This is a genomic window from Pseudomonas sp. RL, from assembly GCF_000647775.1.
Taxonomy (GTDB): domain Bacteria; phylum Pseudomonadota; class Gammaproteobacteria; order Pseudomonadales; family Pseudomonadaceae; genus Serpens; species Serpens flexibilis.
Window position 1 is genome coordinate 1 of sequence record NZ_JBOY01000092.1, and the last position, 25,649, is coordinate 25,649.

Here is a 25,649-nt window from a genome sequence, read left to right on the forward strand (position 1 = left end):
CCGGCGGGGCATTCTCGTTCGCCACTTCGCTCAACCGGCCAGCCTGCGTTTCGGCCTGCCGCCCGACGAGCCCGGCTGGCAACGTCTCGAAACCGCCTTGAAGGAGTTCTCCCGATGCCCACCCTGATGGTGCAGGGCACCACGTCCGATGCCGGCAAAAGCACCCTCGTGACCGCATTGTGCCGTTGGCTGGCGCGCCAGGGCGTGGCGGTGGCGCCGTTCAAGCCACAGAACATGGCGCTCAACAGCGCGGTGACCGTCGACGGCGGCGAGATCGGCCGCGCCCAGGCGGTGCAGGCCCAGGCCTGTGGGCTGGCGCCGCACAGCGACATGAACCCGGTGCTGCTCAAGCCCACCACCGACATGGGCGCGCAGGTGATCATCCACGGCCGCGCGGTGGGCAACATGCACGCGGTGGCCTACCACGACTACAAGCGCATCGCCCGCCAGGCGGTGCTGGCGTCACACCGCCGGCTGTGCGACGCCTACCCGGTGGTGCTGGTGGAGGGGGCGGGCTCGCCGGCGGAAATCAACCTGCGCGCCGGCGACATCGCCAACATGGGGTTCGCCGAGGCGGTGGACTGCCCGGTGATCCTGGTCGCCGACATCGACCGCGGCGGGGTGTTCGCCCATCTGGTCGGCACCCTGGCGCTGCTTTCGCCGAGCGAGCAGGCGCGCGTGCAGGGCTTCGTCATCAACCGCTTTCGCGGCGACCTCGGCCTGCTGCAACCGGGCCTGGACTGGCTGGCGCGGCATACCGGCAAACCGGTGCTGGGCGTGCTGCCGTACCTGATGGATCTGCACCTGGAAGCCGAGGACGCGGTGGACGCACGTCAGGCCGACAAGGCCGAGGAGCCGCTGCGCGTGGTGGTGCCGGCGCTGCCGCGCCTGAGCAACCACACCGATGTCGACCCGCTGCGCCTGCACCCGCAGGTGGACGTGCGCTTCGTCGGTCCCGGCCAGCCGATCCCGCCGGCCGACCTGATGATCCTGCCCGGCTCGAAGAGCGTACGCGCCGACCTGGCGTTCCTGCGCGCCCACGGCTGGGAGGCGGCGATCCAGCGCCACCTGCGCTACGGCGGCAAGCTGCTGGGCATCTGCGGCGGCCTGCAGATGCTTGGCACGCGCATCGACGACCCGTTGGGCCTGGAAGGGGAGCCAGGTTCCAGCGCCGGCTTCGGCCTGCTGGACTTCGCCACGGTGCTGGAGGCGGACAAGCAGTTACGCAACGTGCGCGGCGTGCTGGCGCTGGAACAGGCTGAAATCACGGGCTACGAAATCCATGCCGGGGTCAGCCACGGTCCGGCGCTACGGCGGCCGGCCGTGCGGCTGGACGACGGCCGCCCGGACGGTGCGCTGAGCACCGACGGGCAGATCATGGCCACCTACCTGCACGGCCTGTTCGAGCAGCCGGCGGCCTGTGCTGCGCTGCTGCGCTGGGCCGGGCTGTCTCAGGTGCAGGCGGTGGATTACCCGGCGCTGCGCGAGCGCGATATCGAGCGCCTGGCCGATCTGGTCGAGGCGCACCTGGACACCGACCGGCTGCGGACGCTGTGTGGGTTGAGGCATGCGTAGCGTGAGGAAACGAACCGGAATTCAAGGTGGAAAAGACCTGCGGTCGTTTTCCACCCAGCCCAGGATTTCACCCATCGAGAGGCTTGACGATGCTTGAACTGATTCTCGGCGGCGCCCGCTCCGGCAAGAGTCGGCTGGCCGAACAGCGCGCCGCCGGCAGCGGCCTGGCCGTGACCTACGTCGCCACCGGCCAGACGCTGGACGGCGAGATGGCCGCGCGCGTCGCCCATCATCGCGCGCGCCGGCCGGCGCACTGGGGGTTGGTGGAGGAGCCGCTGGCGCTGGCCCGGGTGCTGCGCGAGCAGGCGGCGCCGGACGGCTGCCTGCTGGTCGACTGCCTGACCCTGTGGCTCACCAACCTGCTGATGCTGGACGACCCTGCGCGCCTGGCCGTCGAGCGCCAGGCGTTGCTGGAAACCCTGCCGGAGCTGCCGGGGCGGATCATCCTGGTCAGCAACGAAACCGGCCTGGGCGTGGTGCCGCTGGGCGAACTGACCCGCCGCTACGTCGACGAGGCCGGCTGGCTGCACCAAGCGCTGGCCGCCGCCTGCCAGCGCGTCACCTTCACGGTGGCCGGTCTGCCGATGGAGCTCAAAGGGCCCTGAAAATGTGCCGCTGACAGCAAAACCGGCCGTCAGACACCAAGCACTGATTATAAAGTGCCAGCATCCTCCCTAAGATGCATACCCGTCGCGGCCGGACCGGCCGCGTACCCAGCCCCGAAGGGCTTCTCTACCCACGATTTCTAAGGAGAACGACAGATGTCGGACGCAGTGGCAGCGCCGCAGGACGCACGGATCGAGGGCGCAACCGCCCGCCGGCAGGCGCGCAACCTGCCTTTTCAATTCAATGGCAACGGATTCGAGTTCTTCCGCATCTGGATCGTCAACATCCTGCTGTCCATCGTCACCCTGGGCATCTATTCGGCCTGGGCCAAGGTGCGCACCCAGCGCTACTTCTACGGCAACACCCGGCTGGATGACAGCAGCTTCGAGTACCTGGCCAATCCGGTGGCGATCCTCAAGGGCCGCGTGATCGCCTTCGCCTGCCTGGTGGCCTACAGCGTGGCGAACCAGGTGTCGGTGACCCTCGGCCTGGTGGCGCTGGCGCTGTTCCTGCTGGCGCTACCGTGGATGCTGGTGCGCGGCCTGAGCTTCCGTAACCACAACAGCGCCTGGCGCGGAGTGCGTTTCGGCTTCGATGGCACCTACGGTGGCGCGGCGATGGCCTTCGTGGTCTGGCCGCTGCTGGGCGCGCTGACCCTGGGCCTGCTGATTCCGCTGGCCGTGCATCGCCAGCAGCGCTTCATCGCCGACAACAGCCGCTTCGGCACCACGCGCTTCGAGCTGAAAGTGGGCGTCGGCCCCTTCTACATGGCGTTCCTGGTGGTGCTGGCCATCGCCATCATCGGCGGCCTGCTGGGCGTGCTGCTGGGCACCGCCGTGCCACTGCTGATGCCGGTGCTGATGACGGCGGCCTACCTAGTGCTGTTCGCCTTCATCAGCGTGCGCCTGACCAACCTGACCTACGGCAACCTGCATCTGGGCGCCAATCGCCTGCAGTCGCGCTATGACCTGGGCAGCTACCTGCTGCTGATGCTCGGCAACCTGCTCGGCCTGGTGCTGACCCTCGGCCTGTTCTACCCGTGGGCCAAGGTGCGCAACGCCCGCTACGCAGCCGAGCACATGAGCCTGCAGGCGGGTGATGACCTGGAAGGCTTCGTTGCCGCGCGTCAGCAGGAAGTCTCGTCGCTGGGCGGCGAGATGGGCGAGCTATTCGATGTGGGCGTCGGCCTGTGAGTGGTCCGGCCAGCCCGCCGATCCTCGGTAGCTACTATGCGGGCTCGTCCCGTCCGACCCCGGCTCTCCTGCTGGTGGAGGAGGGCGCGGTGCAGGTACGCGATGGCGATCAACTGCTGGCCGGGCCCGTGCCGCTGGATGCGGTGGCGATCAGCTCGCGGCTGGGCAATACCCCGCGCATGCTGCGCTTCGCCGACGGCGGCAGTTTCGAGACGGCCGATAACGCGGCTGTCGATCGCCTGCTGAGCGGCAGCGGCCGGCGGCACGGACTGGTGCACCGGCTGGAATCCAGCCTGCGCTACGTGCTGCTCGGTGTGCTGGTGACGGTGCTGTTCGTCTGGGGCGGGGTGCGCTACGGCATTCCGGCGCTGGCCGAGGGGGTGGCCTTTGCGCTGCCCGAATCGGTCAGCCGCCAGGTGGGCCAGGGCGTGCTGGACGTGCTCGACCAGCAGGTGCTGTTTCCCAGCGAGCTGGCCGAGGATGAGCGGGCCCGCCTGCGCGAGCGCTTCGCACCACTGCTGCAGCGTGACGGTGCGCCGATCCGCCTGGAATTCCGCAGGGCCGCCGAGCAGATCGGCGCCAACGCCTTCGCCCTGCCGTCGGGCACGGTGGTGTTCACAGATCAGTTGGTGACGCTGGCCGGGCACGACGAGGAACTGCTGGCGGTGCTGGCTCACGAAATCGGCCACGTCGAGCGCCGCCATGGGTTGCGCCAGGCGCTGCAGGGTTCGGCCCTTGGCCTGGTGGTGATGACCGTGACGGGGGACCTGTCCTCGGTGTCGTCGCTGGTCGCCGCCATCCCGGTGCTGCTCACCCAGCTCGGCTATTCCCGCGACTTCGAGCACGAGGCCGACCGCTTCGCCGCCGAGCTGCTGGCCGAGCAGGGCATCGACGCCCGGCGTCTCGGCGAGATCCTGGCGCGCCTGGAGCGCGCCGCGCGTACTTGCCCGCCCGACGAGGAACCCTGCCCGCAGGAGGCGGGCGGCTGGACGCGCTACCTGTCCACCCACCCGCCGACCGCAGAGCGCCGGCGCCTGCTGGGCGATTTCTGAGGAGACGTTCCGGCCGGGGGTAATCCGGCCGGTCTCGCCGGTCATTGCGCTGGCTGGGCGGGCGGATTACCCCGGTACTGCTGGTGCAGCATCATCTGGTCCATCATCTGCTGCTGCATTTCCAGGCGTCTGTCCATCATGTACTGGCGCTGGGCCTGCTGTTCGGGCGTAAGGTTCGAATATCCCTGCCAGCCCATCCGGTGGCCGGGCCCCATCATGGGGCCGCCCATTCTTCCGGGGCCGCCCATTCCGCGCATCGTCTGCATGTTCTGGTGCAGGGTGTTCCAGTGTTCCTGAAGGAGCCGCTGGCGCTCGTTCGGGTCCTGGGTCTGCTGGATCTTCTCCATCTGGGCCTGCATTTTCTGCAGGTTCTCCTGCATGCGGTCCATCTGTTTGTCGAACTCGCCAATGTCCGGGGCGTTCGCGGCTGGCTGCTGCGCCTGGGGAGCTGCGTCCTGGGCAGGGACCGGGTCTGCGGCGGCGACCCAGGCCGGTGACAGCGACGCGGCGATCAAGAGTAAGGCCTGAGGGATGTTGTTCATGTCGAGCGACCTGTGTGGTGTGGGTTGAGCAATGCGACGGCGAACCGCACGCATTGATTCGACCCTGAAAACGCCAGGCCGTGCACCATCGGTCGATTCGGCAATGCCCGGCCGCTGTGCCGGCGTGCATGGCGCGCGGGCCGGCGTCGGCCTATGGTGAGCCCATCGCCGATTGGCGCCAGACGAGTTTCTGCTCATGTCGTCCTCCCTGTCCGTTTCCCTGGACCCGCGCCTGGCGGGTGTCGAAGCCGTGGAATGCGTTACCCCGGATCTTAATGGGGTTCCGCGCGGCAAGGTCATGACCCCGGAAGGCTTCCTGGAAGGCCGGCGGCTGCAGATGGCGCGCGGTGTGCTGTTCCAGTGCGTGATGGGCGACTACCCGCCGCCGCGTTACTACGGCGGCGACGATGGCGACATGGTGCTGGCGCCAGACCTGAGCCAGCTGCACCGCCTGCCCTGGACCGCCCAGCCGCGCGCGCTGGTGATCTGCGATGCCGAGGAACCGGACGGCACGCCCTGCCCGCTGTCCAGCCGCAGCCTGTTGCGTCGGGTGCTGGATGACTATGCCGCAGAGGGCCTGTCCCCCGTGGTGGCCAGCGAACTGGAGTTCTTCCTGTTCCAGCCCAATCCCGATCCATTGCGGCCGTTCGTGCCCCCGTGCGGCCTGGACGGCCGGCCTTCCGGCGCGGCGGCGGCGTTCAGCGTGGGCGCCAACCACAGTCAGCAGGCCTATTTCGATGAGGTGTACGCCGCCATGCGCGCCTTCGGGCTGCCGCGCGATACCTTCCTGCACGAGATGGGCGCCAGCCAGTTCGAGATCAACCTGCTGCACGGCGACGCCTTGCAGGTGGCCGACCAGACCTTCCTGTTCAAGCACCTGCTGCGGGAGATCGCGCTGCGACACGGGCTGATCGCGGTGTGCATGGCCAAGCCGCTGGCCGAGACGCCGGGCAGCTCCATGCACCTGCACCAGAGCGTGGTGCGCCGCGACGATGGTACGAACCTGTTCAGTGACGAGGAGGGCAACGAGACCCCGGCCTTCCGGCATTTCATTGGCGGCTTGCAGGCCGCGCTGGGTGAGCTCACGTTGCTGTTCGCGCCCTATGTGAATTCCTATCAGCGCCTGTTCCATCCCTTCGCCTCGCCCAACAACGCCTGCTGGGGCTACGACAACCGCGCCGCCGGGCTGCGCATTCCGCTCAGCGAGGCGTCGGCGCGAAGGGTGGAGAACCGCTTGCCGGGCGCCGACGCCAATCCCTACCTGGTGATCGCCGCCAGCCTGGCGGCGGGGCTGCGCGGCATGCGCCTGGGTCTGGAGCCGACGCCACCGGCGCGGGGCGCCTTCGAGGCGCCGCCGGCCTTGCAGCTGCCGTTCACCCTGTCGGCGGCGCTGGAGCGCCTGCGGCACAGCGCGCTGGCGCGCGAGCTGTGCGGGGCGGATTTCATTGAGGGCTATGCCGCGGCCAAGCTGATGGAGCTGGGCAGCTATTACGACGAGATCACGCCGTGGGAAAGGCGCCATCTGGCGCCCTGGGTGTGAGGTAAAGCGCCGCGTGGCGCTTTACTCGTCTTCGAAGTCCAGACGGCGGCTTTCGCGCTGCAACTGGAACACGTAGCGCTCGATCTGGCGCTGTTCGTAGCCGCTGATCTCGTAGAAGCGCAAGCCGACCATGCTGGATTCGCGGCTGCGGTCGAAATACAGGTGGCGCAGCTCCACGGCCACCACCAGAGTGGCGTCCGGCAGGGCGATGCTCAGGCGTTCGTAGACGGTGCCGCTCTGCAGGTAATCGGTGAGGTTGCCGGGGAATTGCACCTTGCAGCCGGTGGCGGAGATGTCCAGCAGCTTGCCCACCAGCGAAGGCGACAGCTTGCTGCCGGCCAGGTTGACGTTGGGCGACTGGGTGCGCTTGAGCGGTGCGCGGTAGGCGTCGCGGCGCTGGTGGTACTCCAGTTCGTCGGGCAGGTCGATCCAGAAGCACGGCGTCCCTTCGAGACTGCCGCGCTTGACCCGGTAGTTGCGACTGGTCCAGGCCATGCGCACGCCTTCGTGGTAGCCCTCGGCGGAGAAGGTCTGGCCGTCAAGCAGGTGGCGTTCGCTTTCCAGGGGCAGCACTTCGTCGAGCGCCATCAACTTGCGTTCGCGGTCCACCGCCAGCAGCACGGTGTAGCCGTGGCGGGTCACCGGCAGTTCATCGAAGGAGATGTTGACCCGTTCCTTGTGGGTGGCCAGGGTGCGCAGATGGCCGGCCACTTCGATGGGCTCCCTGTAGGTGACGGGCCCCTGGTCAGGCTTTTCTTCGATGTTGAATTTCGACACTGTCCGCGTACTCCAAAACCAATCCTGCGGGACGCCGTGCTACGGGGTGGGTCAGGCCTGGGAAAGGGGACGCTGACGGGCGATGCTGGCGGCGCTTTGACCGAGGCGATTGTACAGCCCTGCGGCGTCGTTTTTGCCACGCACCACCATCAGCAGTCCTTCGACATTGGTCTGGCCGTTCTGGATCAACCGGCCGTTGCGCTGATTGAGCCCCTGGCAGCTGTCCAGCAGCTCGGCGAGTTGCGTGGCGGCCTCCAGCAACGCTTCGCCGTCGGAGGAGCGGGCGGCCAGCGTTTCCAGGCCGGCGCGATCGGCGCTCAGGCCGCTGGCGCGCAGCAGGTCGCTGCGCTGGTGACGCTGCCGGTCCAGCTCGTCGAGCAGGCGGGTCTTATCACCCAGCAGGCTTTCCAGCACGGCCAGTTCGCAATGACAGAGTGCGTGATGCTCGCTTTCCAGCAGTTCGAGCAGGCGTTGCGCCTGCTCGATATCCGCACGGAAGCTGTTCAGAAGTTGGGCGACGGGCATGAGCACCTCAGGAAGACGTGGCGTCCGCTACTCCCGGTGAGGCGTGTCAGCGTTGCGATTCGAAGGCGAGCAGCTTGCCGGCCAGGCGCTGGCTGTCCACCTGGTAGCTGCCGTCGGCGATGGACTGGCGCAGGCGTTCGACTCGCGCGGCGTCGACTTCGGGCTGTTCGCGCAGCTGATCGGTGATCTGCTGCAAATGCTGGACTTCCGCGCTGAAACGCACGGATTCGCCGCTCTCGGCCGCAGGCGCGACGCTGGCGGTTTCGCTGATCGGGGCAGTGGGCTGCGCAGGGTTGCTGCGGGTAATGCCGGCCGGCGCGGAGGCGCTGTTCGGCCGCTGAAAATCGATAACCATGATGTGCTACCTCGAACGGAGCAGTGGACGCTTGCCACTAGTTTCGGCCGTTCGCGTCAGAACTTTAACGCCTGTTGTCGGCTTTTTGCGTTTCGGCTCACAGTTTCTGACGGTGAGCGCGTCGCGTGTGAGACTAGAGGTCCACGACCACCTGTCCCGGCCCGCTGATGCGCGCCTTGATGATGCGCTGCGAGCTCAGGTTGCGGACCCGCACCTGCTCGCCGATGGCGCCTTCCTGGAGGGCTTCGCCGGGCATGCGCACGGACAGCGACGCGCCGCCGGCACTGATTACCACATGATCGCCCTTGCGTACCACCGGCGCGCGTTCCAGATGGTTGGGGGTGAGCACCTGATCGATGCTCACCGGGCGGGTCAGCTTGCTGCCCAGGGCCTGCTCGGGCTCGGTCAGGTAGCCCTGGGTGAGGGTGCCCACGTCGCGCTCGCGCCAGTCGATGTCCTGGGCCTCGAGGATGGCGCCGCGCGCCAGCGGACGCTGGGCAACCACCACCTGGCGGAACAGGCGCACCTGCGCCGGCACGAACAGGCTCCAGGTCGAACTGCCCTGGCAGCCAACGCGCACGGTGACCCGGCCCACCGGCTGGGCCGGGCTTTCCAGGCTGGCCACCAGCGGCTGATCGCAGGCCGGCATGCGCAAGCGCGAGTCGAGGCGGTTGACCTGGATCTCGTAGCGTCCGCCGATACTGGCCCGTTGCAAATAGTTCGCTACCTGTTCCTCAAGAAATGCCTCGGTGGCGCCGATAAGGTGCTCAGGTAAGGTTTGCGCCGCCGCGCCGGCGACGGCGGGGATTTGCAGGGCGGCCGTGGTCGCCAGGGCAAGGCCCAGGCCACGCAGGCGTCGGAAAACTGTCGTTATCAGGATCATGTTCGCGAAGTAGCAAGGGACGTGCCGGCGCTTTGTCGGCGTGGCTTGCGACAGGCGCGCCGGGCCGGGCGACGTCCCGGCGTTCAGGTCCCATTTTCAAGAAGGAGTCCGGCATGGCCGGTGTACTGGATTCGGTAAACCAACGGACTCAGCTGGTCGGACAGAATCGTCTGGAACTGTTGCTGTTCCGGCTGGACGGTTCGCAGCTGTATGGCATCAACGTTTTCAAGGTCAAGGAAATCCTGCCCTGCCCGCGCCTGAGCAACATGCCCAAGTCGAGCAGCGTGGTGTGCGGCGTGGCCAACATTCGTGGCGGCACCATCCCGATCCTGGACATGGCCCTGGCCACCGGGCGGCGCCCGCTGGCCGACCGCCAGAACAGTTTCGTGATCATTGCCGAGTACAACACCCGCGTGCTGGGTTTCCTGGTGCGTTCGGTGGAGCGCATCGTCAACCTCTACTGGGACGAGATCCATCAGCCGCCCAAGGGCACCGGCCGCGAGCACTACCTGACCGCGGTGACCCGCGTAGACAACGTGCTGGTGGAGATCATCGACGTCGAGAAGATCCTCGCCGAGACGGTGCCCAGTCGCACGCAGATCGAGCAGCCGGTGTCCGCCGATATCCAGGCCCGCGCGCTCAGCAAGCACGTGCTGGTGGTGGATGACTCTTCGGTGGCGCGCAAGCAGATCCTGCGCTGCCTGGAGGGCGTCGGCGTGGAGGTCACCGCCCTGTGCGACGGGCGCCAGGCCCTGCAGTTCCTGCAGAAGATGGCCGACGAAGGACGCCGTCCGGAAGACGAGCTGCTGATGGTCATCTCCGATATCGAAATGCCGGAAATGGACGGGTACACTCTGACCGCCGAGATTCGCCAGGACCCGCGCATGCAGGGCTTGCACGTGCTGCTGCACACCTCGCTTTCCGGCGTGTTCAACCAGGCCATGGTGCAGAAGGTGGGGGCGGACGATTTTCTCTCCAAGTTCCGTCCCGACGAGCTGGCCGACCGGGTGATCGCCCGAATCGAAGCACGAGACTGATGGCCGTTCGTTCAGGCTCGGCGTACTTATTTATGGTTAAGGCGGGTTAGGTGTCTTCAGGTAATTTGGATTTCGAGCTGTTCCGGGATTTCCTGGAAAAGACCAGCGGCATTCAATTGGGCAGCAACAAGCAGTATCTGGTGTCCAGTCGCCTCAACCGGTTGATGGAGCAGCGCGGCATCAAGACGCTCACCGAGCTGGTGCAGCGCATCCAGGCACAGCCGCGTGGCGGACTTCGCGAGGAAGTGGTGGACGCGATGACCACCAACGAAACGTTGTGGTTCCGCGATGGCTACCCCTTCGAGGTGCTCAAGAGCCGCGTGCTGCCGGAGCTGCTCAAGGCCTCGCCCACGCTGCGCCCGCGCATCTGGTCGGCGGCCTGTTCCTCGGGCCAGGAACCCTACTCGCTGTCGATGACCATCGACGAATTCGAGCGGGCCAACCCGGGCATGTTGCGCATGGGCGCGCAGATCGTCGCCACCGAGCTTTCCGGGGCGATGCTGGCTGCCTGTCGGGCAGGTGTCTACGATGGCCTGGCCATGGCGCGCGGCCTGTCGCCGGAGCGTCGCGAGCGCTATTTCGACCAGGTGGCGCCGGGCCAGTGGTCGATCAAGCCCGCCGTGCGCAACCGGGTCGAGTTGCGTGCGCTGAACCTGCTGGACAGCTATGCCGCGTTGGGCAAGTTCGACATCGTGTTCTGTCGCAACGTGCTGATCTACTTCTCCGCCGACATCAAGCGCGACATCCTCACCCGTATCCATGCCACCCTCAAGCCGGGCGGCTACCTGTTCCTCGGGGCTTCCGAGGCGCTCAACGGGCTGTCCGACCTGTACCAGATGGTGCAGTGCAACCCGGGCATCATCTACAAGGCGCGATAGACGCCTTGCCAAGCGGCGGCGCGCTTCCGTAAGGTGCGCGCCTCGTCATTGCACAGTGATATCCATGCCTACTCGTCATCTCTGGGCCGCCGCTGGTCTTCTGCTTTCCAGCCTGCTGTGGGCGGGCAACGCCCTGATCGGCCGTGCAATCGCCGGGGAAATCCCGCCGCTGACCCTGTCGTTCTGGCGCTGGCTGGTGGCGCTATGCATCCTGCTGCCGTTCGTGGCCGGCACGTTGTGGCAGCACCGTGCGACCCTGCGCCAGGCGGGCTGGCGCCTGCCGGTGATCGCCGCGCTGGGCATCGGGGCCTACAACTCGCTGCTCTACACGGCGGCCAAGAGCACCACGGCGATCAACATCACGCTGCTCAATACCTGCATCCCGCTGGCCACCTTCCTGTTCGCCGGGCTGCTGCTCAAGGAATGGCCCAAGCGCCGTGCCTGGCTGGGCATGGGCATCGCCGTGGCCGGACTGCTGGTGCTGATCAGCCAGGCCAGTCTGGCCAATCTGCTGGGCCTGTCCTTCAACCCCGGTGACCTGGTGATGATCCTCGCGGTGCTGGCCTGGGCGCTGTACACCGTGCTGCTGCGCCTGTGGGCACCCTGGCTGCCGCTGCCGCCGCTGGCCCTGCTGGGTGCGTTCGTGTTGATCGGCGTGCCGGTGATCCTGCCGTTCTATCTGCTGGAATTCAGCCAGCTGGGCGGTTTCGAGCTGAACGGGCGCACGCTGGGCGCCATCCTCTACACCGCCATCCCGGCCTCGCTGATCGCCTACCTCACCTGGAACCAGGGGGTGAAGATCCTCGGCGCTGCCAAGGCCTCGCTGGCGCTGTACACGATGCCGGTGTTCGCTGCGGTGCTGGCCTACCTGTTGCTGGGTGAAACCTTGCAGGGATTCCACTGGGTCGGTGGGGCGCTGATCTTCGGTGGCCTGCTGTTCGCGACCCGTCCGGGGCGCTGAGCCCAGGGTTCGGGCTCTTGACTTCAGTCAGCGCGGCTCGACGTATCGTTATATACGCTGGTATATAGCGATTACTTCTCCGGAGAGTCCGTATGCGCCTTTTCCTGAAACAGCTGATGGCCGGCATCCTGCTGGCCGGCCTCGGCGGTCTCGTGCAAGCCGCCGAGCTGACCGTCTCTGCCGCCTCCAGCCTGACCAACGCCTTCCGGGAGATTGCCCGCGACTACCAGGCCGCCCATACGGACGTGAAGGTGCAGCTGAACTTCGGCGGCTCCGGGGCGCTGCTGCAGCAGATCGCCAAGGGCGCGCCGGTCGACCTGTTCGCCTCCGCCGACCAGGAAACCATGGACCGGGCCGAGCGGCAGGGGCTGATCGCCAGCGACACGCGCCAGGACTTCGCCCGCAATGCCCTGGTGCTGATCGTGCCGCACGACAGTGTGCTGCCGCTGACGCGCTTGGCCGACCTCACCCGGCCGGGCATCGAGCGCATCGCCATCGGCAACCCGGCCAGCGTGCCGGTCGGCCGCTACAGCCGCCAGGCGCTGGAGTCCGAACAGCTGTGGGAGGTGCTGCAGTCCCGGCTGATCAACACCCAGAACGTGCGCCAGGCGCTGGACTATGTGGCGCGCGGTGAAGTGCAGGCCGGTTTCGTGTACGCCACCGACGCTGCGGTGATGCCGGACACGGTGCGGGTGGCCTTCGCGGTGCCGCTGGCGGCAACCATCAGCTACCCCATTGCCGTGACGCGCGATGCCGCCCAGGCGGACGAGGCGCGTCGCTTCCTCGCCTACCTGCGCTCGCCGGCCGGCCAGGCGCTGCTGGCCCGCCACGGTTTCCAGGTGCCCTGACATGGACGCGATCTGGGCCGCCCTGGCGCTGTCGCTGAAAGTTGCCGGCTGGGCCACCGCCATCAGCCTGGTGCTGGGCGTGGCCGTTGGCTATCTGCTGGCGCGCGGGCGCTTTCCCGGTCGCGACCTGTTGGACACCCTGCTGACCCTGCCGATGGTCATGCCGCCCACCGTGCTCGGCTACTACCTGCTGGTGTTGCTGGGGCGACGCAGTACCTTCGGCGCCTGGCTGCACGACAGCTTCGGCATCAACCTGATCTTCACCTGGCAGGGCGCGGTGATCGCCGCCGCAGTGGTGGCCTTTCCGCTGGTGTTCAAGCCGGCGCGCGCCGCCTTCGAGGCGGTGGACGGCCAACTGGAGCAGGCCGCGCGCGTGCTTGGCGTGCGCGAGCTGGGGGTGTTCTTCCGTGTCACCCTGCCGCTGGCCTGGCGCGGCATCATGGCCGGCGTGCTGCTGGCCTTCGCCCGCGCGCTGGGCGAGTTCGGCGCCACGCTGATGGTCGCCGGCAGCATTCCCGGCAAGACCCAGACACTGTCCATCGCCGTGTATGAGGCCGTGCAGGCCGGCCAGGACGACACCGCCAACCTGCTGGTGCTGATCACCTCGGCGCTGTGCATCGGCGTGCTGCTGCTTGCCGGTCGCCTGGCCCCCGGACGCATCGCCAATCGCTGAGGAATCGCCCGTGCAGCTCGATCTCGATATCCGCAAGACCCTGCGCGCCGGCGCACGCCGCTTCGACCTTGCGGTCGGCCTGCGCAGCGACAGCCAGCGGCTGGTGATTCTCGGCCCCTCCGGCTCGGGCAAGAGCCTGCTGCTCAAGGCCATCGCCGGGCTGATGCGTCCCGATCAGGGCCACATCCGCCTGGGTGGCGCCACGCTGTTCGACCAGGCCGCGCGCATCGACCTGCCACCGCAGCGCCGCGAGGTGGCCTACCTGTTCCAGGACTACGCGCTGTTCCCGCACCTCAACGTGCGCCAGAACATCGCCTTCGGTCTGCGGCGCGGACTGCTCAACCCGCGCCCGCGCAACCGCGAGCCGGCCGTCGAGCACTGGCTGGATGCTTTCCAGTTGCGTGCGGTGGCCGAGCAACTGCCGGCGCAGCTGTCCGGCGGGCAGCGCCAGCGCACCGCGCTGGCCCGCGCGCTGGTCGCCGAACCCCGGGCGCTGCTGCTGGACGAGCCCTTTTCCGCCCTCGACCCGTTGCTGCGCGCGCACATGCGCCGTGAGCTGGACGAGCTGCAACGACGCCTGCGGGTGCCGATGCTGCTGATCACCCACGACCCGGAGGACGCCGAGGTGTTCGGCGACCAGGTGCTGTATCTGCGCGAGGGGTTGATCGAACAGGCCGGGACGCATTCCGCGGCCGGCTATGCCGCTCAGTACAGGGAGCAGCCATGACGGGGAACGACAAGAGCCTTGAGCTGCATGGCTCGCTCTGGCTGACCGTGGGCGGCGAGCGCTTCGGGGGCGAACAGCGCATCGCGCTGTTGGCCAGCATCGCCGAGTGCGGCTCGATCTCCCAGGCGGCCAAGGCCATCGGCATGAGCTACAAGGCGGCCTGGGACGCCATCGACAGCATGAACAACCTGGCCGGCGAAGCGCTGGTCGAGCGCCTGGCCGGCGGCAAGGGAGGCGGTGGCACACGCCTGACGTCCCGCGGCGCGCAACTGGTGGCGAACTTCCGGGCCATCGAGGAGGAACATCGACGCTTCGTCGAACAACTCGGCCGCCAGGCCGACGATTATTTGCTGCTGCGGAGAATCAGCATGAAGACCAGTGCGCGCAACCAGTTTCTCGGCACCGTCACCCGGGTGCAGACCGGCGCGGTGAATGACGAGGTCGAGCTGGCCATCGCCGGTGACCAGCAGCTGGTGGCCATCGTGACCCGCGAAAGCTGCGAGTCCCTCGGCCTGCGGCCGGGCGTGCAGGTCTACGCGCTGGTGAAATCCTCGTCGGTGATCCTGCTGGCTGACGACGAGCCGGTGCGCGTCTCGGCGCGCAACCAGTTGAGCGGCACGGTGGTCCGGGTGCTGCCCGGGGCGGTGAATGCCGAGGTGGTGCTGGAGCTGCCTGGCGGCGCGCACCTGGCGGCGGTGGTCACCCAGGCCAGCTGCGACGCCCTGCAGCTGGCTCCGGGGCGTCGGGTGATGGCTATCTTCAAGGCGTCCAGTGTGATCCTGGCGCTGCCGGCCTGAGGTGCTTCAGCGGCCGGGTGCCCATTGCCCGCCCCAGACATTGCAGCCTTGGGGCAGGGTATCGAGGTCGTCGGTCGTGCGCGCGTAGTAGTAGGCGTCCCGGCCGCTTTTCATGAAGTTCTTGCAGATGCCCTGCGCCGGCAGCTCGCATTGCGCCATGTAAGTCACGGTTCCCGGGTTGCCACCCAGCGCGGCGGAGGTCTTTGCCAGCTCGCTGCAGGAGCGACGGAATGCGGTTTCGTCCGTTTCCGTTCGTCCGGCCTGCATGCAGTCCTTGGAGTAGAGGGTTTGACCCAGCAGATTGAAGTTGCCTTCGATCATGCAGGCCCGCTGCGTGAATCCTTCGTTGGCCAGGGCTGCGCTGCTCAGGAGGGCGGACAGGCAGGAAATGAGCGCGGCTCTTTTCATGGTGCGTACTCGTGGACTGGATATGGCGTCGCACTCTAGAGCAGTTGCCTGCGTACGCCTGAGACGCGGTCGGGCTTTCTGCTCCGCCACGGCTGAAACGCTGATTTGACGAGAGACCCCATGACGTACCGGATCGATTCATTGCCCGCGCTGCAATTCCCGCTCCTCGACAAGTTCTACCGGGCGCAGCGCAGCCACATGCGCGTTGCCCGGGCGGAGGGCGCCTGGGTCGCCCGCGAGCAGGAAATCATCGCCGGCGTCTGCCTGACGCCGGTTGCCGCCGGCCATTGGCTGACCAGTCTGCTGGTCGCCCCGCAGGCCCGGCAGCGCGGCGTGGCAGCCGCGCTATTGGCTCGGGTGCGGGCCGACACGGCGGGGCCGATCTGGCTGTTCTGCCATCCCGAACTGGAGGGTTTCTATCGGGGCCGGGGGTATCAGGCGTGTACGGCACTGCCCGAGGACCTGGCGAAGCGGCTGGAGCGCTACGGAAGAACCAAGTCGCTGCTGGCGATGGTGAATGACGGCGAGGCGTCGAGCCGCGTTGCGAGCTGAGCGGAACGCGTCACGGAAGGCGCGGCATTTCGGCACGCTCAAACCATCGCTCCGGGCAGCACAGGTGAACCCTGCACGCCATTTGCCCTCCACTGGATACGGCTGCTCGACCCTCGGGAGAAAGGTGCTCAGGCAAGCGATTCATGCAGTCGGAGGGCAAACGCGATGCGGCTTTCTCTCGGCTCCGGAGGACTGACATGCTCAAGTTCCTGACAAGCGCCATCGGCATCATCTTCCTGATCGGCCTGATCGTGGTGATCGGCATCCTGATGCTCATCTTCTGAACCGGAATCGGGTTTGCCAGGGACGGCAGCCAAGGAGGCTGGGAGAAGCGGGTGGATCGTGCCGGCAGCTGCAGCCGGAAGACAAAAACAAGAAAGCCCGCGTTAAGCGGGCTTCTTGAATATGGTGGCTACACCGGGACTTGAACCTGGGACATCAGCATTATGAATGCTGCGCTCTAACCAACTGAGCTATGTAGCCGGAATGGCGCGCATTATTCCTATCGGGCGGAAGCCTGTCAACACCTTTCCCTGAAAAAAATCTCGTTGCTTTCAAGTGCTTAGCGAGCGCGCGCGTGAGCGCCCGCAGGCCGGCGTGTGGCTGACGCCACCGGCCATTACTTTGATACCATTGCGCGCCGGCCTTCGCTCAACGCTCTGGGTTGCGAATCGCCAGAGGTGGCAAAGGGATGGCCTGTCAGTGGTATATTTCGCGCGTTTTTTTCTCAGCGGGCCGGATCATGGATCTATTGGAAGTACATCATCTTGCGCGCAGCACCCATCAGGGAGCGAAGCTTCATGCCCAACTGGAAGGGCGGTTGTTCAGGGTCAGCGCCGGCGTCGTCACTCTGCACACCGACCAGGGCATGTGGGTGGTGCCGCCGGGCTACATGGCCTGGGTGCCGCCCATGCAGCTGCACCTGCCGGTCAGCCATGGCGACATGCGCGGGCTGCGGCTGAACTTCGCGGAAGCCTGGAGCCGTGGGCAAATGCCGGCGCAGCCCCGGGTGATTCGCCAGAGCCAGCTGCTGGTGTCGCTGCTGGACGAGATGCCTCTGGATCCGAGCCTGAACACCATCTATCTGCAGGTCTTCGCCGACGCCTTCGCCCGCAAGCCGGCGCAGGACCTGTTCCTCCCGGTTCCACAGGATGAGCGGCTGCGCCAGATCACCCAGGGGTTGTTCGACAAACCGGACAGCGATGCCGATCTGGATGACTGGGTCGAGATCATCGGTATGCCGCGCCGGACGCTGACCCGTCGCTTCCAGAAGGAAACCGGCCTGAGCTTCGCCCAATGGCGCCAGCAACTGCGACTGATGCTGGCCATGGAGCAGTTGGCCGCCGGCGAACCGGTTGCCGAGGTTGCTCCCCGTGTCGGCTATCAGAGCGTCAGCGCCTTCATTCAGGTGTTCCGCCGTGCCCTGGGCGAAACGCCCAAGAGCATGTTTGCAGCATGATGCGACAGACTGCCGGATAGCCAAGCCGGCAGGTTGCCATTTCTCCTTCTCCATCTAGGCTTACGGCGCTCTATCCTGCCGGTTCCAAGAGAACCGGCGGGGTAGCGGCTGCCCGGCATTCCCTTTCTTTCTCTGCCGGGCACCTCAGTCAGCATGTGTAAGGAGACCATCATGACTGCTGTCTTTCGCAACATTGACGAACTGCTGGCCGCCGAGGGCCGGGAACTGGGCCATACCGAGTGGCTGGAGATGACCCAGGAGCGGGTCAACCTGTTCGCCGAAGCCACCGGGGATCACCAGTGGATCCATGTCGACCCCGAGCGCGCCGCCAGAACGCCGTTCGGAGGCTGCATCGCCCACGGCTACCTCACGCTGTCGCTGGCCAGCCTGTTCATCAATCAGCTGATGCGGGTGGAAAACCTGGCCATGGGCGTCAACTACGGCTGTGACAAGGTGCGCTTCCCGGCGCCGGTGAAGGTGGGCAGTCGGGTGCGCGGCCAAGCCGTGGTGCAGAAGGCCGAACGCATCGGCGACGCCGTGCAGCTGGCGGTGCGCGTGACCGTGGAAGTCGAGGGGCAGGACAAGCCCGGCTGCGTGGCCGACACCCTGGCGCGTTTCGTCTTCATGCCGGCCCGCTGACCCGCGCCAGCAGCCGCAGCAGATCGTCACAGCGCCTGGCCACCTGCTGGCGATCTTCCTCGTCGTTCAGGCACTCGCCGGCGCGTCGGGCAACGCGCCGCCCATGTCTGGCGAGGCAGTCCCGCTGTTGCGGGCTGCGCAGGGCTGGGGCCACCACGGCGAGGGTATCCAGCAGTTTCAGGCTCACCGCCACACTCGAACAGCCGTATTCCCGGATCGGGTCGAATGCCGCATCGGCCAGGGCACAAAAGGTGAGCGGCGGGGCAATCAGCCGCAGCGTTCCGTCGCTGTCCAGCCGCTGTGGCGCTGGTGGCTGCCGGCCGGCGACCTGCACCAGGCCGATCCCCAGCCGATCCAGGCAGGCCATGGCGGTAAACGGGTCGTTGATGCCCGGCGACAGGGCGCGCACCGCGATTTCCACCAGTTGATTGACCACGAACAGCAGGTCCTGCCCGGCGGTACGCTGATTGCCCAGCACGAACGCGGCATTGACCGCATCGGTCAGTGACGCCGCGTCAGCGCTGGGTGGTTGAGCCCACAGCAGCGGCTGTCCCGTGATCAGGTGCTCGCCGGGGCGACAGGCGAGGCGCAGGACCAGGTCGTGCTGGCGGGCCAGTGCCAGCAGCGCCTCCAGGTCAATGAACTGCAGGTAGCCCGAGTGCTGCGCCGGCACCGGCACGCCGTTCTCCGCCGCGGGTTCTGCCGATTTAGGGGCGGGAGTGCCGGCGGGTTCGGGAAACAGCTGCTCGATACCGGCGCAGAGCTCCTGGCTGAGGCGGGCGATGATTTCGTTGGCCTGGATGGCGACCGAGACGTGGTGAATGAAGTAGATCAGCACGCCCAGGCTGAAAACCGCCAGCAGCACACCGAGGGTGACGGACAGGTGCGGTACGAAGGCCTCCGCCCCCTCGGCGTGGCGGATGGTGCGCAGCACCAGCAGGCAGTACAGGAACGTGGCCACGAAGATGCCCAGCACCAGTTGGTAGGTGGTGTCGCGCATGAAGTTGCGCAGCAGGCGCGGGCCGAACTGGGACGAGGCGAGGGACAGGGTCACCAGGGTCATGGAAAAGACGATGCCGACGATGGTGATCATCGAGCCGGCGATGGTGCCCAGCACCGTGCTGGCGCCCTCGGCGCCGCCGGTGAACAGCCAGCCGTCGGCACGCAGGGCGCGAAGGGTGTCGCCACGGTCCAGGGCGGTGGTGGCGAGTGCCAGCCCGACCGCAGCGCAGGCCATGAGAATGGGCAGGAACCAGAAGCTGGAGCGCATCCGGTTCCAGTAACTGAACAGCTGTGCTTTCACGCCGGAGACCGTACTCTGAGAATCCACTGCATCGGAGTGTGCAAGCGCGACGGTGTTCCGCAGGGGGACGACCCGGCAGCCTGGAATTTCCCCTTGCGCTGCGATCAAAGGAAAGTCTGTAGGAACCTACACGAGGAGAGCGAGATGGAAACGCAGGAGCTGCATCGCGGGCGGTTGATCGACCATATCCAACTGGTGGTGAGGGACCTGCCCGCCAGCCAGGTGTTCTACCAGGCCGTCTGCGCCGCCCTGGAGATTCCCATGGGAGGGGTGGGGGAGGGCTACTTCTGGATCGACGAGCTGTTCGTCTCGACGGCCGACAGCCCGGCGGCGCTGGGGCAACTGACTGGGCGCCATCACCTGGCCTTCCAGGCGAAGAGTCCGACCATGGTCGATGCCTTCCACAAGGCCGCCCTGGCCAGCGGTGGCACCGACAACGGGGCGCCCGGCGAGCGCGAGTACCACCTGGGTTACTACGCCGCCTTCGTCCTCGACCCCGACGGCAACAACATCGAAGCCGTGTACCACGGGCCGGCGCAGCGCAGCGCGGAGTCGGTGCTGATCTCGTTCTGAAGAAGGTGGCCGCCCTCACTTCACCCGGCACTAGGCAGAGGACGCCGGGTGGACAGGGCAGTGCGCCATCCGTTCGCCTCAGTCAACGCAATGGGGCTGTTGTCCAACCTGCTTATTCCACCGTGCAGACCGCTCTGGCCTGGTGGCGCGAGCTCGCCGACAATGCCGCTACCCTCTCATCCTTGCAGGCATGCAATGTACAACCGATATGGAAAACTCGCCTCCTGGGTTTACAACCTGGACAAGCCGGTAGGTCGGTCATTCGGTGACCTGGAGTTTTATCGCCATCGCCTCGAACAATGCGATGGCCCTATTCTGGAGCCTGCCGTCGGCAACGGGCGCATTTACGTCCCCTTGCTGGAAGCTGGCTTCCCAATCGAGGGCTTCGATGCTTCCAGTGAGATGCTCGGTTATTGCGATGCAGCGTGCCGCAAGCGAGATCTACCGGCGGCGTTGACCCGGCAGACATTTGAGAACTTCTCCTACGACAAGCGCTTTGGCGCCATCATCATCCCGGCAGGGTCGTTTCAATTGCTTACCGAAAGCGCTTCAGCCACTTCTGTGCTGGAGCGATTGCATTATCACCTCGCACCCAGCGGTCGTTTGATCATCGATCTTGACCCGATATGCAGCTTTCTCGAACCCTCAGCAGCCTCTACATCTGTTCGAACCTGGGTGACTGAAGAAGGCGATCTGCTGACGTTGACCGATCAGCGGGTTGAGACTCGCTATCTCGCCCAGACGACCCTTTCCCACCTTCGCTACGAGCACTGGCGTGATGGCCGCTTGCTACGAACTGAGCTCGATCTGTTCAAGCTGCGCTGGTGGGGCGTTGAGGAGTTCGCTCTTGCGCTGCGTGCTGCGGGCTTTGTGGATATTGAGATTTCGGGCAACTACCAGCACGGCCAGGGACCGCTTGAGGGCCAGACGATAATCAGCTTCGAGGCGAGGCGCGCGGCGTTTTGAGGTTGCCACGATGGCCATGACCGTCAACTTGTCTCGGCCGTAACCAGCGACTTTCTTGCGGCTGTTTCATGGGGGGCTTTGCACCGTTTTCAGTGTGTCAAAGTCCTCCGCCGAAACGATATTGCCAAACAATGCCTACGGCATCGTATTGACTGCCCGTACGGGTAAAAGCGCCATTACTGGCGAACAGTTTCAGCGAATGGTTCCGACTCAACGGCAGCGTGAGCGTGCCACCGTAGCGTGTATTTTCCTGAAAGTCGCGGTTGCTGGCCCCGTCGATTGAGGTACTTCCACCCGCGAAATAGGTCATGTCCAGTGCTGCCCAAATACCATTGCTGAAGGAATAGATAATATGACCTTGGACTTGATAAATAGGGTCCTGAGAAACCGTGCGATTTCCGAGGAAATCATCATTGTCGGTGAAAAAAGTTCCTGCGCCAGACAATTCCAGTGTTAATGCGCCCAGACGCTTGGAAATCCCCAGCTCGGGTTTGAATGACCAGCGATTGTTGCCGAGGTTTATGAGCCTGTCCGAATCGTATTGGCCCAGCGGCGCCGTGATCGCCAGGCTGGCGCCAATAATCAAATCCTGTTGATACCGGGCGAACTCATTCAGGGGCAGAGCTGGGGCGCCATATAGGTTAACCGAGAAGCGAAACCTTGGATCGATAAGTCCCGTGACATAGCGCTCTACGGGCTCGCCGTCAAAAAGAGCAGTGCCCTGCAGTTTTGCCTGGGGGACAACAATATCGAACTTTCCGGAGCGACCCCACACGTCCAGGGATCTGGCATAGGCAAACACGATTGTGTCGATATCGATCTTGCCATCTTCGAGCGGTACCGAAGGGTTGGCGGTCACGCTGCCCTCAGTCTTGCTGTAACCCATGAGCAGGAAATTAATCCCGACAGGTGTATTGGCGTAAGACCTGGGCTCGAGATCTTCTGCTTCTGCTCCGTAGGCGACTAACATGAGCGACGCGCATAGTAGATATCTCATCCGCTTGCTTCCTACGCCCTGAGATTTTCCTCAGCGTTGTTTTTGAATGTAGAGCATCTCTATGCGCCTGGCCGCTACCACCACAGCAGCCGGTAGCATGACTGCTCCTGACGGCAGGCTCGGCTTTCTGCCACCTGCCTATTTTGCAGGTGCATAAGAAAAAACCCCTTGCAGCCAATGACTGCAAGGGGTTCGGTGTCCACCAAGGTCCGCTGAGAGCCAGCGCAATCCTCAAACGTTGAAGCGGAAGTGCATCACGTCGCCGTCCTTGACGATGTAGTCCTTGCCTTCCAGGCGCCATTTGCCGGCTTCCTTGGCGCCGGCCTCGCCCTTGTACTGGATGAAGTCGTCGTAGGCGATGACTTCGGCGCGGATGAAGCCCTTCTCGAAGTCGGTGTGGATCACGCCGGCGGCCTGCGGGGCGGTGGCGCCGACCTTGACGGTCCAGGCGCGTACTTCCTTCACCCCGGCGGTGAAGTAGGTCTGCAGGTTGAGCAGCTGGTAGCCGGCGCGGATCACGCGGTTCAGACCCGGCTCCTCCATGCCCATGGACTCGAGGAACATCATCTTTTCCTCGTCATCGTCCAGCTCGGCGATTTCCGCCTCGATCTTGTTGCACACCGGCACCACGATGGCGCCTTCTTCCTCGGCGATGGCCTTCACCACGTCCAGGTGCGGGTTGTTCTCGAAGCCGTCCTCGGCGACGTTGGCGATGTACATCACCGGCTTGCTGGTCAGCAGGTGGAAGCCGCGAACGATGCGCTTCTGCTCGTCGTCCATGTGCTTCATCAGGCTGCGGGCCGGCTTGCCCTCGCTGAAGTGCGGGATGAGCTTTTCCAGGATGGCCTTCTGCGCCAGGGCTTCCTTGTCGCCGCCCTTGGCGTTGCGGGCGACCTTCTGCAGTTGCTTCTCGCAGCTGTCCAGGTCGGCGAAGATCAGTTCCAGGTCGATGATCTCGATGTCGCGCTTGGGATCCACGCTGTTGGCCACGTGGATGACGTTCTCATCCTCGAAGCAGCGCACCACGTGGGCGATGGCGTCGGTCTCGCGGATGTTGGCCAGGAACTTGTTGCCCAGGCCCTCACCCTTGGAGGCGCCGGCGACCAGACCGGCGATGTCGACGAATTCCATGGTGGTCGGCAGCACGCGCTCGGGCTTGACGATCGCCGCCAGGGCATCCAGGCGGGCATCGGGCATCGGCACGATGCCGCTGTTGGGCTCGATGGTGCAGAACGGGAAGTTCTCCGCGGCGATGCCGGACTTGGTCAGGGCGTTGAACAGGGTGGACTTGCCGACGTTGGGCAGGCCGACGATGCCGCAATTGAATCCCATGGTGTATCCCTCGCGAATCGAAAAGGGGAGTGATCAGGCTTTCTGGCTGTGCAGCGTCTGCATGGCCTTGGTCCAGTCGCCAGCCAGGATCTCTGGAACAACGCCCAGGGCGTGGTCGATGCTCTTGTCCAGCAGCTCCTGCTCGCTGCGCGGCGCGCGGCTGAGCACGAAGCCGGACACCAGGCTGGCGTGGCCGGGATGGCCGATGCCCAGGCGCAGACGATGAAAACCGTTGTTGTTGCCGAGCTGGGCGATGATGTCGCGCAGTCCGTTGTGCCCGCCGTGTCCGCCGCCTTTCTTGAGCTTCGCGACGCCGGGGGGCATGTCGAGTTCGTCGTGGGCCACCAGGATCGCATCGGGCTCGATGCGGTAGAACCGGGCCAGCGCGGCGACGGCCTGTCCGCTGCGGTTCATGTAGGTGGTGGGGATGAGCAGACGAACGTCCTGACCCTGATGGGTGAACTTGCCCACCAGGCCGAAATACTTCTTGTCGAGAACCAGGCGCACGCCCTTGGCGTCGGCAAGGCGCTCAACGAAAAGGGCCCCTGCGTTATGCCGGGTCTGGTCGTATTCGGGGCCTGGATTACCCAGGCCGACGATCAGTTGTACGGCAGTCACGTCAGGGGCCCTTCCTTAAGCGGCTGCCGCGCAACGCGCGGCAGCGCCAGTTGCATTACTCGGCGCGCGAGGCGTGGATGTTGGCCACGGCCAGGTTGTTGCCGTGGGCCAGGGCCACCAGTTGAACGCCCTTCGGCAGCTTCAGGTCGGACAGGTGCAGAATCTGGCCGACTTCGACGTTGCTCAGGTCAACTTCGATGAACTCCGGCAGATCCTTGGCTTCGCAGGACACTTCCACTTCGCTGATCACGTGGGACACTTCGCCGCCTTGCTGCTTCACGCCCACCGAGTTTTCGGCGTTGATGAAGTGCAGGGGAACGGTGGTGGTCATCTTCTGGCCGGCAACGACGCGCACGAAGTCGGCGTGCAGCACGAAGCTCTTGGCCGGGTGACGCTGCAGGGCCTTGATGACCACGTCTTCGGCCTTGCCGTCGATGGTCAGGCTGATGACGCTGCTGAAGGTGGCTTCGTTTTCCAGCGCCTTGGCGAAGTCCTTGGCCAGCAGGCTGATGGATTGCGGAGCCTTGTCGCCGCCGTAGACAACGGCGGGAACCAGGTTGGCGTTACGACGCAGGCGGCGGCTCGCACCTTTCCCCAGGTCGGAACGCGCTTCGGCATTCAGGGTGATCTTGGTCATGTTGTATCTCCAGATATACGTGTCGCCCGCACGCTTGCGACCAGCGTTTGGGCGACTCGGAAAAGCCCCGCGTCAGGCGGGGCGTTTGTGTTCAGCGCGATAGCTGGCGGCAGGGCCGTCAGCTGCGAAACATTGCGCTGATCGATTCTTCGTTGCTGATGCGGCGTACCGCTTCGGCGACCACCGGGGCGATGTCCAGCTGGCGAATGCGCGGGCAGGCCTGCGCAGCCGGGGACAGCGGGATGGTGTTGGTGACCACCACTTCGTCGAGCGCGGAGCCTTCGATGTTCTCGATGGCGCGGCCGGACAGCACGGGGTGGGTGCAATAGGCATAGACGCGTTCGGCGCCGTGGTCCTTGAGGGCCTTGGCGGCCAGGCACAGGGTGCCGGCGGTATCGACCATGTCGTCGACCAGCACGCAGGTGCGGCCTTCGACATCGCCGATGATGTGCATGACTTCGGATACGTTGGCCTTGGGGCGACGCTTGTCGATGATCGCCAGGTCCACACCCAGGCTCTTGGCCACGGCGCGCGCACGCACCACGCCACCGATATCCGGGGACACGATCAGCAGGTTCTCGAAGCGCTGGTCTTCGATATCGTCCACCAGGGTGGGCGAGCCGTAGATGTTGTCCACGGGGATATCGAAGAAGCCCTGGATCTGGTCGGCGTGCAGGTCAACGGTGAGCACACGGTTGACGCCGACGTTGGCCAGCATGTCGGCCACCACCTTTGCGCTGATCGCCACGCGGGCGGAGCGGGGGCGGCGATCCTGACGGGCATAGCCGAAGTAGGGGATCACGGCGGTGATGCGCGACGCGGAGGAGCGGCGGAAGGCGTCGGCCATTACCACCAGCTCCATCAGGTTGTCATTGGTGGGCGCACAGGTCGGCTGAATCAGGAAGACGTCCTTGCCGCGAACATTTTCATTGATTTCAACGCTGATCTCGCCGTCGGAGAACTTGCCTACGGCAACGTCGCCGAGCGGGATGTGCAATTGCTGAACGACGCGACGCGCCAGATCGGGGTTGGCGTTCCCCGTGAAGACCATCATCTTGGACACGCGCAGTACCTGCCTGGATTGGGTCCGATGAAATTGAAAAGCCGTTCAAAAAGGCGTGCTTTTTGAACAGCTCTGGAATATGGCAGGGGCGGCTGGATTCGAACCAACGCATGGCAGGATCAAAACCTGCTGC

General features: G+C 65.5%; 30 protein-coding genes, 1 tRNA gene and 1 pseudogene. 19 read left to right on the top strand and 13 right to left on the bottom strand.

Annotated features, from left to right (window positions below):
* The 5 genes and pseudogenes from AS93_RS21140 to AS93_RS0113965 all read left to right on the top strand — a co-directional run.
* Positions 1-127, top strand: a pseudogene (locus AS93_RS21140) (threonine-phosphate decarboxylase); the annotation flags it as partial.
* Positions 115-1,575 (top strand): cobyric acid synthase, encoded by a 1,461-nt coding sequence (locus tag AS93_RS0113950; protein ID WP_027591182.1) that lies wholly within the window; start codon positions 115-117, stop codon positions 1,573-1,575. The pseudogene AS93_RS21140 and the gene AS93_RS0113950, both read left to right, overlap by 13 nt.
* An 89-nt stretch (positions 1,576-1,664) precedes the next feature.
* A complete protein-coding gene (gene cobU / locus AS93_RS0113955; protein WP_027591183.1) occupies positions 1,665-2,180 on the top strand; it encodes a bifunctional adenosylcobinamide kinase/adenosylcobinamide-phosphate guanylyltransferase in 516 nt (171 codons plus the stop codon).
* 156 nt (positions 2,181-2,336) lie between these two features.
* The gene (locus tag AS93_RS0113960) at positions 2,337-3,374 is read left to right on the top strand and encodes a YjgN family protein (RefSeq protein WP_027591184.1); all 1,038 of its coding nucleotides are present in this window, start codon (positions 2,337-2,339) and stop codon (positions 3,372-3,374) included.
* Complete coding sequence (locus tag AS93_RS0113965; protein WP_027591185.1) at positions 3,371-4,426, top strand: M48 family metallopeptidase; 1,056 nt, start codon at positions 3,371-3,373, stop codon at positions 4,424-4,426. Before AS93_RS0113960 ends, AS93_RS0113965 begins: the two co-directional genes overlap by 4 nt.
* Before the next feature lie 41 nt (positions 4,427-4,467).
* Here the strand turns inward: AS93_RS0113965 and AS93_RS0113970 are convergent, their stop codons facing one another.
* Positions 4,468-4,968, bottom strand: coding sequence for a hypothetical protein (locus tag AS93_RS0113970; RefSeq protein ID WP_027591186.1), 501 nt, complete (start codon positions 4,966-4,968; stop codon positions 4,468-4,470).
* A gap of 196 nt (positions 4,969-5,164) precedes the next feature.
* On the opposite strand from AS93_RS0113970, the gene AS93_RS0113975 reads away from it, so the two are divergent.
* Positions 5,165-6,508, top strand: coding sequence for a glutamine synthetase family protein (locus tag AS93_RS0113975; protein WP_027591187.1), 1,344 nt, complete (start codon positions 5,165-5,167; stop codon positions 6,506-6,508).
* A 21-nt stretch (positions 6,509-6,529) separates the two neighbouring features.
* Here the strand turns inward: AS93_RS0113975 and AS93_RS0113980 are convergent, their stop codons facing one another.
* The 4 genes from AS93_RS0113980 to flgA form a co-directional block, all read right to left on the bottom strand.
* Positions 6,530-7,285 (bottom strand): flagellar brake protein, encoded by a 756-nt coding sequence (locus AS93_RS0113980; protein ID WP_027591188.1) that lies wholly within the window; start codon positions 7,283-7,285, stop codon positions 6,530-6,532.
* A 51-nt stretch (positions 7,286-7,336) separates the two neighbouring features.
* Positions 7,337-7,810 (bottom strand): flagellar protein FlgN, encoded by a 474-nt coding sequence (locus AS93_RS0113985; RefSeq protein ID WP_027591189.1) that lies wholly within the window; start codon positions 7,808-7,810, stop codon positions 7,337-7,339.
* Positions 7,811-7,856: 46 nt separating this feature from the next.
* On the bottom strand, positions 7,857-8,165 hold the full coding sequence (gene flgM, locus AS93_RS0113990; protein WP_027591190.1) for a flagellar biosynthesis anti-sigma factor FlgM: 309 nt from the start codon (positions 8,163-8,165) through the stop codon (positions 7,857-7,859).
* A gap of 133 nt (positions 8,166-8,298) precedes the next feature.
* Complete coding sequence (gene flgA, locus AS93_RS0113995) at positions 8,299-9,048, bottom strand: flagellar basal body P-ring formation chaperone FlgA (RefSeq protein ID WP_027591191.1); 750 nt, start codon at positions 9,046-9,048, stop codon at positions 8,299-8,301.
* 113 nt (positions 9,049-9,161) lie between these two features.
* On the opposite strand from flgA, the gene AS93_RS0114000 reads away from it, so the two are divergent.
* The 7 genes from AS93_RS0114000 (at position 9,162) to AS93_RS0114030 (ending at position 14,969) form a co-directional block, all read left to right on the top strand.
* Positions 9,162-10,085, top strand: coding sequence for a chemotaxis protein CheV (locus AS93_RS0114000; protein ID WP_027591192.1), 924 nt, complete (start codon positions 9,162-9,164; stop codon positions 10,083-10,085).
* A 50-nt stretch (positions 10,086-10,135) separates the two neighbouring features.
* Positions 10,136-10,963: a protein-glutamate O-methyltransferase CheR gene (locus tag AS93_RS0114005; protein ID WP_027591193.1), complete on the top strand. Its 828-nt coding sequence runs from the start codon at positions 10,136-10,138 to the stop codon at positions 10,961-10,963.
* A gap of 64 nt (positions 10,964-11,027) precedes the next feature.
* On the top strand, positions 11,028-11,924 hold the full coding sequence (locus AS93_RS0114010) for an EamA family transporter (protein WP_027591194.1): 897 nt from the start codon (positions 11,028-11,030) through the stop codon (positions 11,922-11,924).
* A 92-nt stretch (positions 11,925-12,016) separates the two neighbouring features.
* Positions 12,017-12,772 carry a molybdate ABC transporter substrate-binding protein gene (gene modA, locus AS93_RS0114015; protein ID WP_027591195.1) on the top strand — a complete coding sequence of 252 codons (756 nt, stop codon included), beginning with the start codon at positions 12,017-12,019 and terminating at the stop codon, positions 12,770-12,772.
* Position 12,773: 1 nt separating this feature from the next.
* Positions 12,774-13,445: a molybdate ABC transporter permease subunit gene (gene modB, locus AS93_RS0114020; RefSeq protein ID WP_027591196.1), complete on the top strand. Its 672-nt coding sequence runs from the start codon at positions 12,774-12,776 to the stop codon at positions 13,443-13,445.
* 10 nt (positions 13,446-13,455) lie between these two features.
* Entirely contained in the window at positions 13,456-14,172 is a 717-nt protein-coding gene (locus tag AS93_RS0114025) for an ATP-binding cassette domain-containing protein (protein ID WP_027591197.1), read from the top strand.
* Positions 14,169-14,969 carry a TOBE domain-containing protein gene (locus AS93_RS0114030; RefSeq protein WP_027591198.1) on the top strand — a complete coding sequence of 267 codons (801 nt, stop codon included), beginning with the start codon at positions 14,169-14,171 and terminating at the stop codon, positions 14,967-14,969. The genes AS93_RS0114025 and AS93_RS0114030 overlap by 4 nt, the downstream gene beginning before the upstream one ends.
* Before the next feature lie 6 nt (positions 14,970-14,975).
* Here the strand turns inward: AS93_RS0114030 and AS93_RS19430 are convergent, their stop codons facing one another.
* Positions 14,976-15,377: a hypothetical protein gene (locus AS93_RS19430; protein WP_051587485.1), complete on the bottom strand. Its 402-nt coding sequence runs from the start codon at positions 15,375-15,377 to the stop codon at positions 14,976-14,978.
* A 120-nt stretch (positions 15,378-15,497) separates the two neighbouring features.
* Between AS93_RS19430 and AS93_RS19435 the strand changes: the two genes are divergently transcribed.
* Complete coding sequence (locus AS93_RS19435) at positions 15,498-15,929, top strand: GNAT family N-acetyltransferase (protein ID WP_051587486.1); 432 nt, start codon at positions 15,498-15,500, stop codon at positions 15,927-15,929.
* Positions 15,930-16,072: 143 nt separating this feature from the next.
* Positions 16,073-16,213, top strand: a complete 141-nt coding sequence (locus tag AS93_RS20650) for a hypothetical protein (RefSeq protein ID WP_155956152.1) — start codon at positions 16,073-16,075, stop codon at positions 16,211-16,213.
* A gap of 122 nt (positions 16,214-16,335) precedes the next feature.
* On the opposite strand, the gene AS93_RS0114050 is transcribed toward AS93_RS20650, so the two are convergent.
* A tRNA-Met gene (locus AS93_RS0114050) sits at positions 16,336-16,412 on the bottom strand.
* Positions 16,413-16,749: 337 nt separating this feature from the next.
* Between AS93_RS0114050 and AS93_RS0114055 the strand changes: the two genes are divergently transcribed.
* The gene (locus AS93_RS0114055) at positions 16,750-17,388 is read left to right on the top strand and encodes an AraC family transcriptional regulator (protein ID WP_051587487.1); all 639 of its coding nucleotides are present in this window, start codon (positions 16,750-16,752) and stop codon (positions 17,386-17,388) included.
* A 171-nt stretch (positions 17,389-17,559) separates the two neighbouring features.
* A complete protein-coding gene (locus AS93_RS0114060; RefSeq protein ID WP_027591200.1) occupies positions 17,560-18,027 on the top strand; it encodes a MaoC family dehydratase in 468 nt (155 codons plus the stop codon).
* Here the strand turns inward: AS93_RS0114060 and AS93_RS0114065 are convergent.
* Positions 18,011-19,330, bottom strand: coding sequence for a DUF2254 domain-containing protein (locus AS93_RS0114065; protein ID WP_027591201.1), 1,320 nt, complete (start codon positions 19,328-19,330; stop codon positions 18,011-18,013). The two genes, AS93_RS0114060 and AS93_RS0114065, sit on opposite strands and share 17 nt — an antisense overlap.
* 144 nt (positions 19,331-19,474) lie before the next feature.
* On the opposite strand from AS93_RS0114065, the gene AS93_RS0114070 reads away from it, so the two are divergent.
* Positions 19,475-19,903: a VOC family protein gene (locus AS93_RS0114070; protein WP_027591202.1), complete on the top strand. Its 429-nt coding sequence runs from the start codon at positions 19,475-19,477 to the stop codon at positions 19,901-19,903.
* A 195-nt stretch (positions 19,904-20,098) separates the two neighbouring features.
* Positions 20,099-20,869 (top strand): class I SAM-dependent methyltransferase, encoded by a 771-nt coding sequence (locus AS93_RS0114075; RefSeq protein WP_027591203.1) that lies wholly within the window; start codon positions 20,099-20,101, stop codon positions 20,867-20,869.
* A gap of 97 nt (positions 20,870-20,966) precedes the next feature.
* Here the strand turns inward: AS93_RS0114075 and AS93_RS0114080 are convergent, their stop codons facing one another.
* From AS93_RS0114080 to AS93_RS0114100, 5 genes are all read right to left on the bottom strand, one after another.
* Positions 20,967-21,839, bottom strand: a complete 873-nt coding sequence (locus AS93_RS0114080; protein WP_234702652.1) for a transporter — start codon at positions 21,837-21,839, stop codon at positions 20,967-20,969.
* A gap of 258 nt (positions 21,840-22,097) precedes the next feature.
* Positions 22,098-23,198, bottom strand: coding sequence for a redox-regulated ATPase YchF (gene ychF / locus AS93_RS0114085; protein ID WP_027591205.1), 1,101 nt, complete (start codon positions 23,196-23,198; stop codon positions 22,098-22,100).
* 33 nt (positions 23,199-23,231) lie between these two features.
* A complete protein-coding gene (gene pth, locus AS93_RS0114090) occupies positions 23,232-23,816 on the bottom strand; it encodes an aminoacyl-tRNA hydrolase (RefSeq protein ID WP_027591206.1) in 585 nt (194 codons plus the stop codon).
* Between the two features lie 55 nt (positions 23,817-23,871).
* Positions 23,872-24,453 carry a 50S ribosomal protein L25/general stress protein Ctc gene (locus AS93_RS0114095; RefSeq protein WP_027591207.1) on the bottom strand — a complete coding sequence of 194 codons (582 nt, stop codon included), beginning with the start codon at positions 24,451-24,453 and terminating at the stop codon, positions 23,872-23,874.
* 118 nt (positions 24,454-24,571) lie between these two features.
* Positions 24,572-25,516 (bottom strand): ribose-phosphate pyrophosphokinase, encoded by a 945-nt coding sequence (locus tag AS93_RS0114100; RefSeq protein ID WP_027591208.1) that lies wholly within the window; start codon positions 25,514-25,516, stop codon positions 24,572-24,574.
* Between the last annotated feature and the right edge of the window lie 133 nt (positions 25,517-25,649).